A 16,300-nucleotide genomic window follows, 5' to 3' on the forward strand; every position below is an offset into this window, starting at 1 on the left:
ATGAAAACAGGCCTCCCACAACATTTTCCGAAAAATTCCCGGCCCGGACGCCGCCGGAACCGCCGGGGGGGAGGGAAAACCGCCGGGCGGCGGAAAGCCCGCCGGAGATTTTTTCCGGAGGCGAAACCGCCTCAGAGCCTGTTTAAAATCCGGCGGAGTGCCGGATTGGGGCAGATTTTTTTGTCGGGCAAGGCGGTTTGACGCAGGCATCCTGGCGGATTTCAAGTCAAACCAACGCAGCACCGGCGGAAAAAGATGCCCTGTGACGGCATTTCGATGGATTTTAATCAGGCTCTCAGACTCCGGGGGAGCGTGATTTTTCCGCGGCCGGCTCCGCCGGAGTGCATTCGGGCCCAGGGTGTCTATTGACACTGGAAGCGCGGGAATAGTATAATATCATATCATCACGCACCGGCGGCGGGCGGGACCCGCGGCGCTTTTTGAGAGCCATCGAAACGGAGACTGACAATGAGCGAGAAGACAAACCGGAAGGAAACACAGAGGGGAATGCCCCTGCTCCTCTCTATAATATTGGTATTCATCATGTTCGGGACGGTGGTGTTTTCCGTGTCCCGGCGGATATCCAGCGAGATGTCCGCGTCGGCTGTCCAGAATCTGCAGGAGAGTCTGGACCTGATTGAGGGCACCATTGAGGCCATTCTCCGCAGCCAGGCGGAATTTCAGACGCTGATTGCCCGGGAGATTGCCGGGACGGAGGACCCGGAAGCCTATATCCGGGCCTATGAGGGGAACCAGACCATGCCCGGACTGGCCCTGATCCGGACGGGCGAGACGGAGGGCATCTCCAATACCGGCGAGGTCTTCAGCGGGGAGGACCTGGACTTCTCCGCCGGGGGGACGGTGATGGGCCTGCCGGTGTCCCGGTCCTATCTGAACGATATGGGAACCTGGGCCTATACCATCAAGTGTCCCGTGGAGCTGGACGGCCAGACCCTGGGGACCCTGTATGCCGAATATATCTACACCGCTCTGGACCGCACCCTGCCCGACGGATTTTACAACAAGCAGGCCACTCTGTACATCATGGACAGGGAGAGCCGGCGCTTTGTCCTCCAGCCCAAGGGGATGGGACAGCGGAGCGCGGGGCACCTGAATCTGGACGACTTCTACCGGGCCAACGACATGAAGGACCCGGAGATTCTGACGCAGGCGGACGCCTGCCTGGAAAACGGGCAGAACTACCTGTTCTACCACGACGTCCGGGCGGTCCAGTCCCTCAGCTACATGTGGTCCGTCAATGACGGGACGCTCTACCTGGTGGGCTATGTGCCGGTCCAGGCCATTCAGCAGGAGGGCCGGTCCGTCACTTGGAGCATCCTCGCCGTTGTAATCTCCATGCTGGCGGCGTTTTTCCTGTGCATCCTCCTTTATTATCTCAACTGGCGGCAGCAGGACCAGCTGCGGAGAGAGCAGGAGGAGGAGCGGAGCCTGCACAGCCGGCAGCTGACGGAGGCCCTGCGGGCCGCCCAGATTGCCAGCGAGTCCAAGACCACCTTCCTCTCCAACATGTCCCACGATATCCGCACGCCCATGAACGCGGTGCTGGGCTTTGCGGCGCTTCTGGCCAAGGACGCGGAAAACCCCGCCAGGGTCCGTGAATACACCCGGAAAATCATGGCCTCCGGGCAGCATCTGCTCAGTCTGATCAACGACATTCTGGACGTCTCCAAGATTGAGAGCGGAAAAGTGGCGCTCAGCCTGGAGGCCTTTACCTTCAGCGACATGATCGCCTCCGTGGAGGCCATGATCCAGCCCATGGCCAAGGCCAGAGGGCAGATCTTCCGTTTGGAGGTCACGGGCATCCGGCACGAATGCCTGATGGGAGACGAGACCCGCATCAATCAGGTTTTAATTAACCTGCTCTCCAACGCCGTGAAATATACGCCGGAGGGGGGACGCATCTGGTTCCGCATCATCGGCCTCCCCCAGCGCTCCAGCCAGTATGAGCGCATCCGCATCGAAGTGGAGGACAACGGCTACGGCATGACGCCGGAGTACCTGGAGATCATTTTCGACGCCTTCACCCGGGCGGAGAACAGCACCACCAACAAGGTTCAGGGCACCGGGCTGGGCATGGCCATTACCAAGAGCATTGTGGAGCTGATGGGCGGAACCATATCGGTCCAAAGCGAGGTGGGACGGGGGTCCCTCTTCCAGGTGGACCTGGAGCTCCGCATTGCCGAGGAGCAGGACAGCCGGCGCTTCTGGGAGCGGCAGGGCGTCTCCTGCCTTCTGGCGGCAGGCGGGGACCCGGAGAGCCGGGAGAACATCCGGGTGCTGATGGAATCCACCGGGGTCGCGCTGGAAACCGCCGGCCGCCCGGAGGAGGCCGCCGCCTGGCTGAGGAACGGAGGGGACTGCCAGCTGGCCCTGGCGGACTGGGAAGCCTGCGGACTCCAGGGCTTCCGGACCCTGCGGGAGGCCCTGCCTCCCGGCGTGCCGCTGCTGCTTCTGGCGGAGTTTGACGCCGGGGACACAGAGGAGGCCCTGGCGCTGAACCGGACCGCCCTGCTGACGAAGCCCTTCTTCGTCTCCGCCCTTCAGGAGCGGGCGGCAGAGCTGTGGGCGGAGCCCGGCGGGGCGGAGGAGGCCGGGGACCTGCGGGGCCTTCACTTCCTGGCGGCGGAGGACAATGAAATCAACGCCGAGATTCTATCGGAGCTGATGGAGCTGGAGGGCGTCTCCTGCGAGATTGTGGAAAACGGCCTTTTGGCGGTGGAGCGCTTCCGGCAGTCGGAGCCGGGGACCTATGACGCCATTCTGCTGGATGTTCAGATGCCGGTGATGAACGGCCACGAGGCCGCCCGGGCCATCCGGGCCCTGGAACGGCCGGACGCCGGACGCATCCCCATCATCGCCATGACGGCCAACGCCTTCACTGAGGACGAACGGGCGGCTCTGGACGCCGGCATGGACGCCCATGCGGCCAAGCCTCTGGATATGGAGCTGCTGAAGAAGCTCATTCATCAACTGATTAAGCGAAAAGAGGCCTCTAACCCATGAAAAAGTTCACCGGAAAGCGAAGGGCCGCGCTGGCTCTGGCGGCGCTGCTCTGTCTGACGGCCTGCGGGGGGAACGGCCCCAGGGGCATGGTCATCGAGGACCAGGAGGAAATACGGAAGGTCAACCTGTTCAGCCCCATGGAGAAAACCGATCCCGATGCGGACAATGTGGCCCGGACCGCCTCGGACCTGACGGCAGCCATGGCAGAGGAGGCCCTGGACATCACCATGGTCTACAGAACCTATACGGCGGAGGACCACCAGGACAAAACCTATGACGACGTGGCTCTGGACCGGGCCCGCAGCAATCTGGACGATCTCTATCTCCTGAACCCGGACACCCTTCTGGTCCTGGGATCCGAAGGGAGGCTGGCGGACCTGTCGGGTCTGGAGAGCGCCCAGAACCTGCGGCAGATTGTCCGCACCGCCAACACCGTGGACGGTAAGCTGGTGGCCATTCCCCAGGAGGTGGCGGCCTACGGCCTGTTTGTCAACATGGACCTGTTCCGCCAATACGGGCTGACTCTGCCGGAGACGCCGGAGGAGTTTCTGGAGTGCTGCCGGGTGTTTCAGGAAAACGGCATTGAAACCCCTGTTGGGGCCAACCGCTGGTGGCTGGAGACCTTCGTCTTCGCCCAGGCCTATGCCGGGCTGTACAACGGCGGAAACATCGAAGCTGAAATCGCGGCGCTGAACAGCGGCGAGGCAAAATACAGCAGCTATATGCGCCCCGGCTTTGAATTTTTGCAGACCCTCATCGACCGGGGCTATATCGACCGGGAAAAGGCCCTGGTCAGCGAGGCCATCGAGGCGGAGCGGCCGGATTTTCTGGCGGGAAAGACCCCCATTGTCATGGCTTACTGGGGGGCGGCCAATGCGGACAGCGCCTATGGAAAGACGGACTTTGAGATGCGGGTCATCGGCTTTCCCAGCAGCCTGGGGCAGATGCCGGTGGTGTCCATGACCGGCTTTGCCGTGGGCGCCGGGGCGGAGCACCGGGAGGACGCCCTCCGGGCCCTGGATATCATGACCTCCGACGAGGCCCTCCGGCTTTACTCGGAGACCAACCGGGTCATCTCCCCTTCGCGGAACATTCAGGTGGACTGCGTGCCCGCCCTGCGTCCTCTGAACGACCGGATTGAGGAGGGCGTCTATGTCCTGGGCTCCAACGCGGGCATGAATGTGGAGCAGTGGGGCAACACCTGCCAGATCGTCCGGGAGCTGCTGGCCGGGGCGTCTGTGGACGCGTGCATGGCGGCCTTTGACCGGCTTCAGGAGGAGGCCCTGGCCCGGTAGTCCTCCGGCGGGAGGGGCGCGGAAAATTTCCTCCCCTCCCCGGATTGATTCTTGACAGGCACTGTGGTATAATCAGCTCGAACATATGAGCCCCGCGCCCGGAGCGGCCGATGCCGCCCCCTCCCCGGAGGCGGGCTTTTGCGGGACTGGAGGAATGAACTTGGAGAACCAGGATTATGAAAATATTCTGAACACCATGCCGGGGACAGGCGTCTATGTTATCCGGGAAGAGGATCATGGGATCCTCTATTTTAATAAAAAGGCCAAAGAGGCGACGCCGGAGGCGGCCCTGGGCGTTCCCTGCCGCGATGTGTGGGGCGGGTCCTGCGCCGGCTGTCCTCTGGAGACCATGGAGGACCGGCGGGAGAGCCGCTCCGTCGGCTATCACGATTCCTATGGCGGCGTGGTGGACATCACCGCCGCCCGGACCCTCTGGGAGGGCCGGACCCCCGCCGTTGTGCTGACCGTGACCCCCCGGGCTGAGGACGGTTTTGCCTGCCGCAAGCTTCTCCGCCTGGATCTGGAGGGAGACGCCTGCACTGTGCTGAAGTCCGACGGCGAGGGCTGGCAGCCCCAGGACGGCCCCCTCTCCCTTCAGCTGGAGGACCTGGCCCGGAACGGCGGCGTCCACCCCGGGGACCGGGCCCGCCTCGCCGCATACATCCGTCCGGAGGGGCTCCGCGACGCCCTCCGGAAGGGCGGAACCCTGCTTTACCGCCGCCGGGACGCGGCGGGCGTCCGATGGAACCTGATGGAGGTTTTTCCAGACCTCTCCGGCGAGGACCGCTTCGCCGTCCTCTGCATCAGGGATGTCCACGGCGCTCCGGGAGAGGACCCGGACAGCCCGGAGGAGCAGGCCCGGCCCCAGCCGGCCTATACCCGGCGGGACATGCAGATGGCCGCCATTCTGAAATCCCGCTTCAAGATGATGAACACGGTGGACCTGGAGACGGGGTTGTGCGAGCGGGTGGACCTCAGCCGTCCCACCGGGCCGGAAAACACCCGTTCCGGGGACTACAGCCACTTTGTTCAGTATGCCCTGGACCGGGTGGTACACCCTGACGACGCCGGGACCTATCAGGAGCAGCTTTCTTTGGAGCATCTCCGGAAAAAGGCGGAGACCGTGGAGGACTTTGCCGAGGAGGTCTGCCTCTACCGGCAGCTTGCCGGAGACGAAGACCCCCGCTGGATTGAGCTGCGGGTGATTTACACCCGGCAGCAGGACGGGGTGACGGTAAACATCCTGGGTCAGGACGTCACCCGGGCCAAGTGTCAGGAGGCCTCCCGCCTCCAGGCGCTGGAGGACCGGGCCGCTGTCATCAGCAGCCTGAGCAGCCTGTTTTTTTCGACCTATTACATCAACCTGGAGCAGGATACGTTCCGGGCGGTGGTGCAGATGCGCCGGGTGGGCGACATATTGGGCGAAGAGGTGGAATGCTCCGCCGCCTTCCAAATCTACGCCAATCATTTCATCCACCCCGAAGACCGCCAGGAATATTTGCAGGTCATGAACACCCGAAATCTGCGGGAGACGCTGCGCTGGTGGAATCCCTGCGCGGCAGTGGAATACCGGATGGCGCCGGGGACCCCGGAGGAGGGGCGCCGGGTCCGGGCCACCGCTGTGCTGGCCCAGACGGGTCCGGACGACATTCCCATGACCGTGGTCTACGTGGCCCAGGACATCAGCGGCAGCCGCCGGACGGAGGGAGAGACCCATGGATAACAGAGAGAGGAAGCAGGGCGCGGAAAAGAAGCAGGGCGCGGAAAAGAAGCAGGGCGCAGAAAAAAAGCTGGGCGCGGGGAAAGAAGCCGGGAGCAGAGAGAAGATTCTGGTCATTGACGACAGCGCCGTTCAGACCGAGCACCTTTATTCCATTTTGAAGGAAGACTACGAGGTGGTCCGCTGCCAGACCGCCCAGGAGGGTCTCCGCGCCGCCAAGGACGGGAATTTCTCTCTGATTCTGCTGGACGTCATCATGCCGGACATGGACGGCTTCATGCTGCTCCAGGAGCTGAAGGCCACGGAGCTGACCCGCCATATCCCGGTGATTCTGCTGACCAGCCTGGCGGATATCCAGTATGAGGAACGGGGTCTGCTGCTGGGCGCGGTGGACTACGTGGCCAAGCCATTCAGCCCGGTGATTATCCGGGCCAGGGTGAACACCCATGTGCAGCTGTACCACTATCAGATGGAATACCGGGAACAGGCCATGGTGGACGGTCTCACCGGCGTGGCCAACCGGCGGCGCTATGAGGACGTGAGCCGGAACAAGTGGGAGGACGCCATGCGCTTCGGCCTGCCGCTGTCCATCTGCATGTTTGACATTGACAAGTTCAAGCTCTACAACGACACCTTCGGCCACCCGGCGGGAGACCAGGTCATCATCTCCGTGGCGAAAAGCGTGTCCGCCCATTTCCAGCGGGCCACGGACCTCTTTGCCCGCTACGGCGGCGAGGAATTTGTGGCGATGTTCATGGGCAGCGCCGGGAAATCGGCCTTCGAGTTCATGAAAACCGTCCGGCAGGCGGTGGAGGACCTCCACATCCCCCACAATTCCCCGGTGTGCGAATGGGTGACCATCAGCGCCGGCGGCGTGACCTGCGTGCCCAAGGCCGGGGACAGCTATGACACGTTTTTGAAGCTGGCGGACACCATGCTTTACGACGCCAAGCGCCTGGGCCGGAACCGGGTGGTCTGGATGGGCGAGAACGGAGCCCAGTGGCGGGAGAAGTGAGGATTCCGCATTTGGAACGGAGCGTTCTTTTTCCGCCTGAAACAGCATAAAATAGGGGAGGGGCTTGCCCCTCCCCGCCTTCGTTTCGGAAGCGGAGATGAAAAGAGAGTTAAGAGTTGAGAGTGGAGATGCCGAGAGACGCCGGCTGGGAACCCTCCAGACTCAAAACTCAAAAACCCCAAAAATCCTGACGCAAAAAATATACGGAGGCGGACTATGAAAAGACAAAAACCCAGCCGGGTCCAGCAGAGTGCGGCGGTGTCCGCCCTGCTGCTGGCGGCGCTGTTTTTGCTGCCCCTGGCGGTAATCGCCCCCTTCCGCGGGCCCCTGCTCAGCCGGACGGAGACCCCGGACGAAACGGAACAGCCGCTCCCCTTTACCAGCGGGGACCTGGACGGGGGAACGGTTCTGCGGGTGCTGGACGGGGAGGAGGTCCGGGAGATGGACCTGGGAACCTATCTGGTGGGGGTGGTCCGGGCGGAGATGCCCGCCTCCTTTGAGCCGGAGGCGCTGAAGGCCCAGGCCGCGGCGGCCCGGACCTATACGCTGTACAAGCTCCAGACCGGCGGGAACCATGGGAAGACCGCCGACATCTGCACCGACTCCACCTGCTGTCAGGCCTATATCAGCGAGGACCGGGCTCGGTCCAACTGGGGGGAGGACGCCGACGCCTATGAGGCCAAAATCGAGACGGCGGTCCGGGAGACCGACGGGGAAACGGTGCTCTACGGCGGCGTGCCCATTCTGGCGGTGTTCCACGCCTCTTCCGCCGGGCTGACCCGGGCGGCGGGTCAGGTCTGGCTCAACGACCTGCCCTATCTCCAGGCGGTTTCCTCCCCGGAGCAGGGGGACCGGATTCCCAACTACTACAGCCGCGTGGAGTTCACGGCGGCGGAGCTGAGGGAAAAGCTGCTGGCGGCCTGGCCGGAGGCGGACCTCTCCGGCGGTCTCTCCGGCTGGCTGCAGGACCCGGTAACCGACGCCGCCGGCAGCGTGGCCACGCTGTCCGTGGGGGACGTCACCGTGAAGGGAAGCCAGCTCCGTTCCGCCCTGGGCCTGCGGTCCGCCTGTTTCGAGTGGGAAACCCAGGACAACGGACAGGGCATGGTCTTTTTTGTCACCGGCCACGGTCACGGCGTGGGGCTGAGCCAGTACGGAGCCAATCAGATGGCGGCGGAGGGGGCAGACTACCGGGAAATCCTGACCCATTACTACAGCGGGACGACGGTGGAGCCCTTTTCCGCCTCCACCTTCCGCCCGCCGGAGAGAGGCGAAGACGCCGGGGGCCCGGAGGAGGGCCCGCCTGATGAAACGCAGCAACAGACGCCCCCCGAGGAGTGACCCACTGGGAGCGTTTATGCAGGGGCCAGACTCTGGCCCGTCTGCCGAAGGCAGGGAGAGCCCGGAAGCGCGGGAGAGGATCCCTTCCCTACAGGCGTTCTTGCGGGAGGCAGGCGTAAAGCCTGCCCCTGCGCCCCATCTCTCTGATAAAATGTGTAAGCGGACATTCCGCGCCCCATTGCCGCTTTACAAAAAGCGGAGGTCTGTGCTAAAATAACGGTGCGTTTCACAAAAGAGGAGAAGGAGGGACGGACCATGAACAAACGGCGGCTGCCCGCCCTGCTTGCGCTGCTGGCCATGCTGGCCTGCCTGTGCCCCGTCCCCGTCAGGGCCTCCGGCAGCGTCTACTTTACCGCCGCCGGCAGCTATGTCCTGCCCCTCAGCGACAGCACCATGCCCTTCTGGACCGGCGGCTATCTCTATATCCCCACCACCGTGTTCACCGGCTCGGCGCGGGAGGCCCTGGGCATCTCCCAGGTGCTGAACAACGCCCAGAACCGCGTGGTTCTCTACAGCGGCGGCCGCTCTCTGACCTATGAGCTGGGGAACAACTATGCCCGGGACAACGACGGCGTAACCTACTATCCCGGCGCCGTCCGGCGAAACGGCGTGGTCTTCGTGCCGGCCTACTCCGTTTCCCGCTGCTTCGACATCGTGTATTCCGTCATTGACGTGAACCGGGGCAGTCTGGTCTGGCTCCGGCAGCCGGATTATACCCTCTCCGACAGTCTCTATGCCGACGCGGCCAGGCCCACCATGGAAGCCGTCTATGCGGAGTATCTCCGGGCCAAGGAACAGGCCAGCCCGCCGGCTACCGGCAGCCCGCCGGCCTCCTCCGGGGACAAACCCGCCCCGCCGCCGGAGCCCGCCGCCACGGAGCTGGACGGCAAACGTGTCTTCCTCTGTCTGGAGGGCGGCAGGGACAGCGGCGCTCTGCTGGACGCTTTGGACAGCTATGGCGTTCAGGCGGCTTTCTTCTTCCCGCCTCAGGAGCTGGAGCCCTCCGGCGATCTGCTCCGCCGCATGACGGCGGAGGGTCACAGCGTGGGACTGCTGCTGGACGGCGCGGAGGGCCCCCTGGAGGAACAAATGGAGGCGGGCAACCGGGCGTTGGCCCAGGCCACCTGCCGCAAGACCCGGCTGGCGGCCCTCCGGGACGGCGGAGACGGGCAGCCGCTTCGGGACATGGGGGTTCTCTGCCTCCGTCCGGATCTGGACCGGAGCGGCCAGCCCCTGCGGACCTCCGCCCAGGCTGAAAACCTTTTGCAGCGGATTTCCCTCTCTTCTGGGGATACTGCCGTCTGGCTGGGCGGCGCTTCCAGCGCCGGGGGCCTGCGGGCCCTGCTGTCCGCCGTGGAAGAGGCGGGCGGCGTCTGCCAGGCGCTGACGGAGACATCCCAGAGAGGCTGAGGAACGGGAGCGCCGGAGCCGCGCCGCCGCGTGGGACCATCTCCCGCAGCCGCCAGACTGGAACGCGGCGGAAAGAGTGCAGAATTTTTCGGAACTGCCAGACCGCCGCCGCGTGGGAGCGGCTTCCGTAATCGCCAGACTTAAACGCGGCACAAGAAAGAAGAGTGCTTTCTGGAAACACCAGAACCACAGCCGCGTGGGACCAAGCTCTGTCAATCACCAATCCAAAACGCGGCACAAAATAGAGGAATTTACAGAAAATTCAACACCCCGGCCAGCCGTCGGGTATAATAAGGGTGGACACCCGCCGGACTCACAAACGTGTGGGCCTGGCTTCCATAATCCTTGGACCGAACCGCGGAACAGAAGAAGGGCATTTTCCGGAAATGCCGAAGTTACAGCCGCGTGGAACCAGCTTCTGTAACCGCCGGGCCGAAACGCGGCACAAAAAAAGGACCATTCCTCGGACGCGCCAGAGTCACAGCCGCGTGGGACCAAGCTCTGTCAATCACCAATCCAAAACGCGGCACAAAAAAGAGGGAGTCCAGGGGATTCTTCCACCGTCGCGGCATTACAGTTTGCGGTTTCGAAGAGCCGCAAACTGTGCCGCTTCCTCGAAAGCGGCTTGCTTACTCCGCCGCTGGCGGCGCTTCGCCGCTTCCCCCCGGCGCGGCACAAGAAAGAAGAGGCGCTTTCTGGTCCTGCGCCAGATTTACGACCGCGTGGAACCAGCTTCCGTAACCACTGGGCTGAAACGCGGCACGAAAAAGGACCATTCCTCGGACGCGCCAGATTTACGACCGCGTGGAACCAGCTTCTGTAACCGTCAGACCAAAACGCGGCACAAAAAAGAGAAAATGAAACGCTTGGAGGGACCGCCATGGGACGCAACATCCTGGTCGTGGAGGACGACCGCAATATCTCCGACCTCATTCATATGTATCTGGTGAAGGAGGGCTTTGACGTCCGCATTGCCGGAGACGGAGGCAGGGCCATTGAGGAATTCCAGAAGGCCGAGCCGGACCTGATTCTGCTGGACATCATGCTGCCCGTCATGGACGGCTGGACCGTCTGCTCCAGAATCCGGGAGAGCTCCCGGGTGCCCATCATCATGCTCACCGCCAAGAGCGAGGTCTTCGACCGCATCCAGGGTCTGGAAATGGGTGCGGACGATTACATTGTCAAGCCCTTCGAGATGAAGGAGCTGATTGCCCGAATCAACGCCGTGCTCCGCCGCACGGAGATTCCCAACGACACCAGCAAGCGCCTGCTGTTCGACAAGCTGGTGATAGACCTGGATTCCTACGAGCTCATTGTAGACGGGCGAAAGGTGGACACGCCGCCCAAGGAGCTGGAACTGCTCTACCACCTGGCGTCCACGCCCAACCGGGTCTACACCCGCAACCAGCTTCTGGACGAGGTGTGGGGCTTTGACTACTTCGGTGACAGCCGGACGGTGGACGTACACATCAAGCGCCTGCGGGAGAAGGTGGAGAACGTCTCCAATCAGTGGGCGCTGAAAACCGTGTGGGGCGTGGGCTATAAGTTCGAGCTGACCATCTCCCCGGAGAAGATGGAGACATGAGCCGGCTCAAATTCCGGTGCCGGGGCCTGTACTGGCGGCAGCTCTTTGTTACCGCCGGCATGGTGCTGCTGACGCTGTGCCTGCTGGGTGTGTCCTTTTTCTCCCTGAGCTATAACTATGCCCGGAGCCAGGAGGTCCAGGAGATCGCCGCCAAGGCCCGAGTCATGAGCCAGCTGTCCGCCAGCTATCTGGAGAGCGGCCGGTATCTGGAAATCGAGGACCTGCGGAACGACCAGGACTTTCAGCGGCTGGCCGCCTTCGGGGCCATGGTGTCCGATGTGCAGTTTCTGATCTGCGACACGGAGGGCCGGGTCCTCCTCTCCACCGACGAGGCCCTCAGCGGCCTCACCATCACCATTCCGGCGGAGATGACCCGGAAGGTGATGGAACGGGGCTCCGCCCACTGGCGGGACGACCTGGGTGGAATTTACGCCCATTCCCGTTTTGCCGTGGGGGTGGCCGCCGTCAGCCCCGCCACCGGGGAGCTGGTGGGCGAGGTCGTGTCCCTGTCCACCACCGCCTCCCTGGACGCCATGTGGGGGGGCTTTATCGGCTTGTTTTTCATGACCTCCTTCGTGGTGCTGATGGTGGCTTTTATGGCCTCTTCCGTTACCGCCATGCGGCAGGTGAAGCCCATCCGGGAGATGGTGGAGGCCACCCGGCGCTATGCCGAGGGGGACTTTGACATCCGCATGAACGACTATGGCCGGGACGACGAGGTGGGGGAGCTGGCCGCATCCTTCAACGCCATGGCGGATTCCCTCCAGCAGACGGAGCGGCAGCGCCGGGAGTTCATCGCCAATATCTCCCACGAGCTGAAAACCCCCATGACCACCATCGCCGGCTACACCGACGGCATTCTGGACGGCACCATTCCCCCGGAGAACGAAAAGCAGTACCTGTCCATCATCGCCGGGGAGAGCCGCCGCCTCAGCCGCCTGGTGCGGCGGATGCTGGACGTGAGCCAGCTCCAGGCCATCAACCCCCTGGTAAACGGAAACCACTTCGACCTCTGCGAGAGCATGCGCCGGGTGCTGATCTCCATGGAGAAGAAGATCACCGACCGGAATCTGGACGTGGAGGCAGACATTCCCGACGGCCCCATTCTGGTGCTGGGGGACAACGACCTGATTACCCAGGTCATCTATAATCTGCTGGAAAACGCCGCCAAGTTCGCCCGGCAGGGGTCCACCCTCTATCTGGGCGCGGTGGTGCGGGACGGAAAGGCCTGGGTCACCGTGCGGAACCTGGGGGATACCATCCCCGCCGCGGAGCTGCCATTGCTGTTCGAGCGGTTCCACAAAAGCGACAAGTCCCGCAGCGAGGACAAGGACGGCGTGGGCCTGGGGCTCTACATCGTCAAGACCATTCTGGAACAGCACAAGGAAAAAATCAACGTCACCAGCGAGAACGGCGTGACCACCTTCTCCTTCTCACTGGCAATGGAGTGAAAAGGCCTATGGGAGAGTATCGGGAGATTGTGAGCACATACCGCCGGCCCCTGCCGGAGAGCTGGAGGGACAGCCGGGTTCCGGAGGAGGTGGTGGAGGTCTACCGCCGGTCCTTCCCGGCGGAGACAGTGGAGCGGTACAGCCGCCCCCTGCCCCCCTCCCACCCGGAGGCGGGGCGGCAGAAGCCCCTGGAGATGCGGACCGTCCTCATCCCCCTCCGCCGGGACGGCCACTCCCCGGCGGAGACCTGTCCGGACATGGCGGAGCGGGACGGCCAAAAGGGCCGGAAGGGTCGAAAAGGCAGAAAAAACCGGAAAAACCGGAACGGGCCGGAAAACCCTCATAAACGCCGGCGGGCCGGGCTGGCCGTCTTCCTCCTCTGCGTGGGGGTGCTGGTGGGAATCACCGTTGCCGTCCGGCTCTGGGAGGACCGGCAGGAAGAGGACCTGGACCGCTATGAATTTGACTGGACCAACAGCGGGGAGGGCCGGGAAATCACCATTCCCACCTGGCCCACCGGCCAGGGCGCAGCCCTCTCCCTGGTCCGGGAGCAGGGAGAGGCCCTGACGGCCCAGGAGGTCTACCGCACCGTGAACCCCTCGGTGGTGACGGTGCTGGCAGGGGTGGGCGGAGACCGTATGAGCGTGGGCACCGGCGTCATTTTCACCCCGGACGGCTATATCGTCACCAACTACCACGTGGTAGAGGGGGGAGAATCCTGCACAGTGGTGCTGGACAGCGGCTACCGCTGCTACGCCTGCTATGTGGCCGGAGACGCGGCCCAGGACCTGGCCGTTCTGAAGGTCTCGCCCCAGGACCTGGAGGATCTGGGGGGCTCTCTGCCCGCCGCCCGGTTCGGGGACTCGGACCTGCTGACGGTGGGGGACCCGGTATATGCCATCGGAAATCCCCTGGGCTGGGAGCTCCGGGGCACGCTGACCGACGGCATCGTGTCCGCCATCAACCGGGACGTCCAGGTGGACGGCCGGACCATGACCCTGATTCAGACCAATGCCGCCCTGAACTCCGGCAACTCCGGCGGCCCCCTGATTAACGACCGGGGCCAGGTGGTGGGCATCAACGTCATCAAAATGAGCTCCAAGTACTCCACCGTGGAGGGCCTTGGGTTTGCCATCCCCTCCGCCCTGATGGAGCGGATGGTCAACGATCTTCTGGAGTGGGGGATTCTCCAGCCGGAACCCCTGCTGGGTGTGTCCGTCCTCATCGTCGCTGAGCCTCTGGGGGAGGGCCTGCAGGGGCTGAAGGTCCAGACCGTGGAGGACGGGTCCCCGGCGGACCGGGCGGGAATCCGCGAGGGGGATTATATCCTCTCCGCCCAGGGGGAACCCCTCTCCGCCAGTCAGGACCTGCTGCGGGTCCGCCGCCGCCTCTATCTGGGGGACGAGATGACCCTGACCCTCTGGCGGGACGGAGAGACCTTCGACGTCACCCTGGAGCTGGACCAGGCTGTGGAATGAATGCTGTCAAAAAGGACCGGAGGCTGTGCCTCCGGTCCTTTTCTGCGTTTTCAAGGGGGCCCGGCCCGGGCCGGGACCGATCAGTGAACAGCCGCTTCTAATCTCCCGCTCCCAATTCCCGCAGGGCTCTGTCCGCCGCCTCCCCCACGGTCCATGCGTAGTCCGTTCCGCAGCCGGTGACGCTGTATTCCCCCGGCGGCTTCTTCCGTACCGAACGGGCCTGCTCCAGGAAGGGCCGGGCCTCCTTCACCCGGTACTGCTTCGCCATGGTGATGCCCCGCCATTTCACCCGCAGGTCCTCACAGGCAATCATGGCGCAGACCATCTCCCGGCCCTCGGCGGAGAGGGTTTTGGGCCGCTTGTCCTGTACCCAGCGCTGAATCCAGCTTTTTTTCGGCTCCATCTGCCGGAACAGCCAGTCCATAAAGTGGTGCCCGAAGGCGGAGACCTCCAGCAGCTTCAAATAGGCGGCCCGGATATAGGCGTCGTTGTACTCTATTTCCGGCTCCGGCGGCAGGCGTTTCCCCGGCTCCCGGGGGCCCCTTTTCGTGCGGACGGCCCACTCCCCGTCCTCGCCGTACCAGACGGCCTCGGTCCCGCCGTCCGGGGCCGTGCGCCGTTCCTCCCGAAGGGGGCCGGAAGGGTAGTACTCCCGCCGCCAGCCCTCTCCCTCCTCCAGGGCCAGGGTTCCGTCCCGGAACCAGTATTGGACCTGACCGCCGGCCTCCCGGCGGTGAATCACGTCCCCGGGGGCCCACCAGGAGGTACTTTCCACAATCTCCCCATGGTCCAGCACCTCGTCCAGGGACAGCTTTCCGTTCTGATACCACCAGCGGCACCGGCCGTGGGCCACGCCCTCCTCATAGGAGAGCTCGCAGGTCTCCCGGCCATCCTCTCCCCAGGCCACGCCGGTGAAGGGGCGGCCCTGATACACGGCGTCCCGGTAAATATCCTCGTCTGAGGTCTCCAGCTCCCTCAGCGGCACCCGCAGCGTCTCGTCCATGTCAGTCCAGAATCTCGGTGAAGTCGGCGCAGAGGTTGGGCCGGTGAATGTCCAGCACCAGGGGCAGTTCCCCCTCGCTGAAGCGCTTGGAGAGGCCCTCCATGCCGTATTTCAGTTTATACTCGATTTCCTGCTTATAGGCGGGAATGACGTAGTACAGCATCACGTCGTGGCCCTCGGGGTTCTCCACCCGGCCATATTCCTTCCCCAGCCAGTCCAGCACGACGCCGCCGAAGCCCACGCCCCCGCACATGGGGGCGTAGTCCGGGCCGTTGGGCATGGTGTGGCCGAAACCCAGCCACGTGTGATACTCGTGGGGGAACCGGGCCAGGAACTTCAGCATGTTGATGGGCCAATAGCTCTCATAGGGCAGGTCCTTGGCGGAGACATATTCCTCACCCACGTTCCAGCTGCCGGGGAGGAACAGGAACAGCTCCGCGTATTTCAGTTCCTCCCGGTTCTCCAGCCCCTCCGGCAGGGTCATGGGCAGGTCGCTCATGCCGGTGGTGTAGAGCACATAGAAATTCTGCTCCTCTGTGGGCCGGAGGATGTGGACGTCCACATGGACCCGGTCGCTGATCATCTCGTGGTAGACGAAGTGGCCCCGGCCGGGGAACAGCTGGCTGAAATGCTCCTCCACCAGCTTCGCGTAAACCCCTACGTCAACAGGGGGCTGAAAGCCCTCCTCCCGGTGGTCCTCATAGCGGTAGACCGGGGACCCGCCGGGGGTGTATTCGTCGGTCTTCGGCCCCTGCGCGCCGGGCCGGGACTCCTCCTGTTCCACGGGAGCGCGCCGGTCCGGCCTGCCGGGCTCCGCCCCGCCGGGGGCGTTTCCCTGCTTGCCCGCCGCTTCCGTTTTCTTTTTCATAAACCTGTCCAGAAAGCCCATGTAAAGATACCTCCTCTTTTTGTCCGCGTGACTCCAGTTTACTCCATTTCCTTCCCGCTGGCAATTGTTTTTTCCGGGGAAATCCGCTA

Annotated in this window: 11 protein-coding genes; 9 read left to right on the forward strand and 2 right to left on the reverse strand. The window is 63.7% G+C overall.

All coding sequences use genetic code 11. The annotated features are described in order from the left end of the window. Positions 1–468 precede the first annotated feature (468 nt). The 9 genes from Q0063_RS02860 (at position 469) to Q0063_RS02900 (ending at position 14,319) form a co-directional block, all read left to right on the forward strand. Positions 469–3,024: a hybrid sensor histidine kinase/response regulator gene (locus Q0063_RS02860; protein WP_297870468.1), complete on the forward strand. Its 2,556-nt coding sequence runs from the start codon at positions 469–471 to the stop codon at positions 3,022–3,024. Beyond that, entirely contained in the window at positions 3,021–4,319 is a 1,299-nt protein-coding gene (locus Q0063_RS02865) for an ABC transporter substrate-binding protein (RefSeq protein WP_297870469.1), read from the forward strand. Before Q0063_RS02860 ends, Q0063_RS02865 begins: the two co-directional genes overlap by 4 nt. 160 nt (positions 4,320–4,479) lie before the next feature. Beyond that, entirely contained in the window at positions 4,480–6,042 is a 1,563-nt protein-coding gene (locus Q0063_RS02870) for a hypothetical protein (protein ID WP_297870470.1), read from the forward strand. Next, positions 6,035–7,054, forward strand: coding sequence for a diguanylate cyclase (locus tag Q0063_RS02875; RefSeq protein ID WP_297870471.1), 1,020 nt, complete (start codon positions 6,035–6,037; stop codon positions 7,052–7,054). Before Q0063_RS02870 ends, Q0063_RS02875 begins: the two co-directional genes overlap by 8 nt. A gap of 216 nt (positions 7,055–7,270) precedes the next feature. After that, the gene (gene spoIID, locus Q0063_RS02880) at positions 7,271–8,395 is read left to right on the forward strand and encodes a stage II sporulation protein D (protein ID WP_297870472.1); all 1,125 of its coding nucleotides are present in this window, start codon (positions 7,271–7,273) and stop codon (positions 8,393–8,395) included. A gap of 255 nt (positions 8,396–8,650) precedes the next feature. Beyond that, positions 8,651–9,805: a hypothetical protein gene (locus Q0063_RS02885; protein WP_297870473.1), complete on the forward strand. Its 1,155-nt coding sequence runs from the start codon at positions 8,651–8,653 to the stop codon at positions 9,803–9,805. Between the two features lie 880 nt (positions 9,806–10,685). Beyond that, the gene (locus Q0063_RS02890) at positions 10,686–11,390 is read left to right on the forward strand and encodes a response regulator transcription factor (protein ID WP_297870474.1); all 705 of its coding nucleotides are present in this window, start codon (positions 10,686–10,688) and stop codon (positions 11,388–11,390) included. After that, a complete protein-coding gene (locus Q0063_RS02895) occupies positions 11,387–12,841 on the forward strand; it encodes an ATP-binding protein (RefSeq protein WP_297870475.1) in 1,455 nt (484 codons plus the stop codon). Before Q0063_RS02890 ends, Q0063_RS02895 begins: the two co-directional genes overlap by 4 nt. 8 nt (positions 12,842–12,849) lie before the next feature. Next, positions 12,850–14,319: a S1C family serine protease gene (locus Q0063_RS02900; protein WP_297870476.1), complete on the forward strand. Its 1,470-nt coding sequence runs from the start codon at positions 12,850–12,852 to the stop codon at positions 14,317–14,319. A 97-nt stretch (positions 14,320–14,416) separates the two neighbouring features. Here Q0063_RS02900 and Q0063_RS02905 read toward each other — a convergent pair whose 3' ends face one another. Continuing rightward, the gene (locus Q0063_RS02905) at positions 14,417–15,322 is read right to left on the reverse strand and encodes a hypothetical protein (protein WP_297870477.1); all 906 of its coding nucleotides are present in this window, start codon (positions 15,320–15,322) and stop codon (positions 14,417–14,419) included. A 1-nt stretch (position 15,323) separates the two neighbouring features. Next, the gene (locus Q0063_RS02910) at positions 15,324–16,211 is read right to left on the reverse strand and encodes a suppressor of fused domain protein (RefSeq protein WP_297870478.1); all 888 of its coding nucleotides are present in this window, start codon (positions 16,209–16,211) and stop codon (positions 15,324–15,326) included. Positions 16,212–16,300: the final 89 nt, after the last annotated feature.

The organism is uncultured Oscillibacter sp. (assembly GCF_947654275.1).
Classification (GTDB): domain Bacteria; phylum Bacillota; class Clostridia; order Oscillospirales; family Oscillospiraceae; genus Oscillibacter.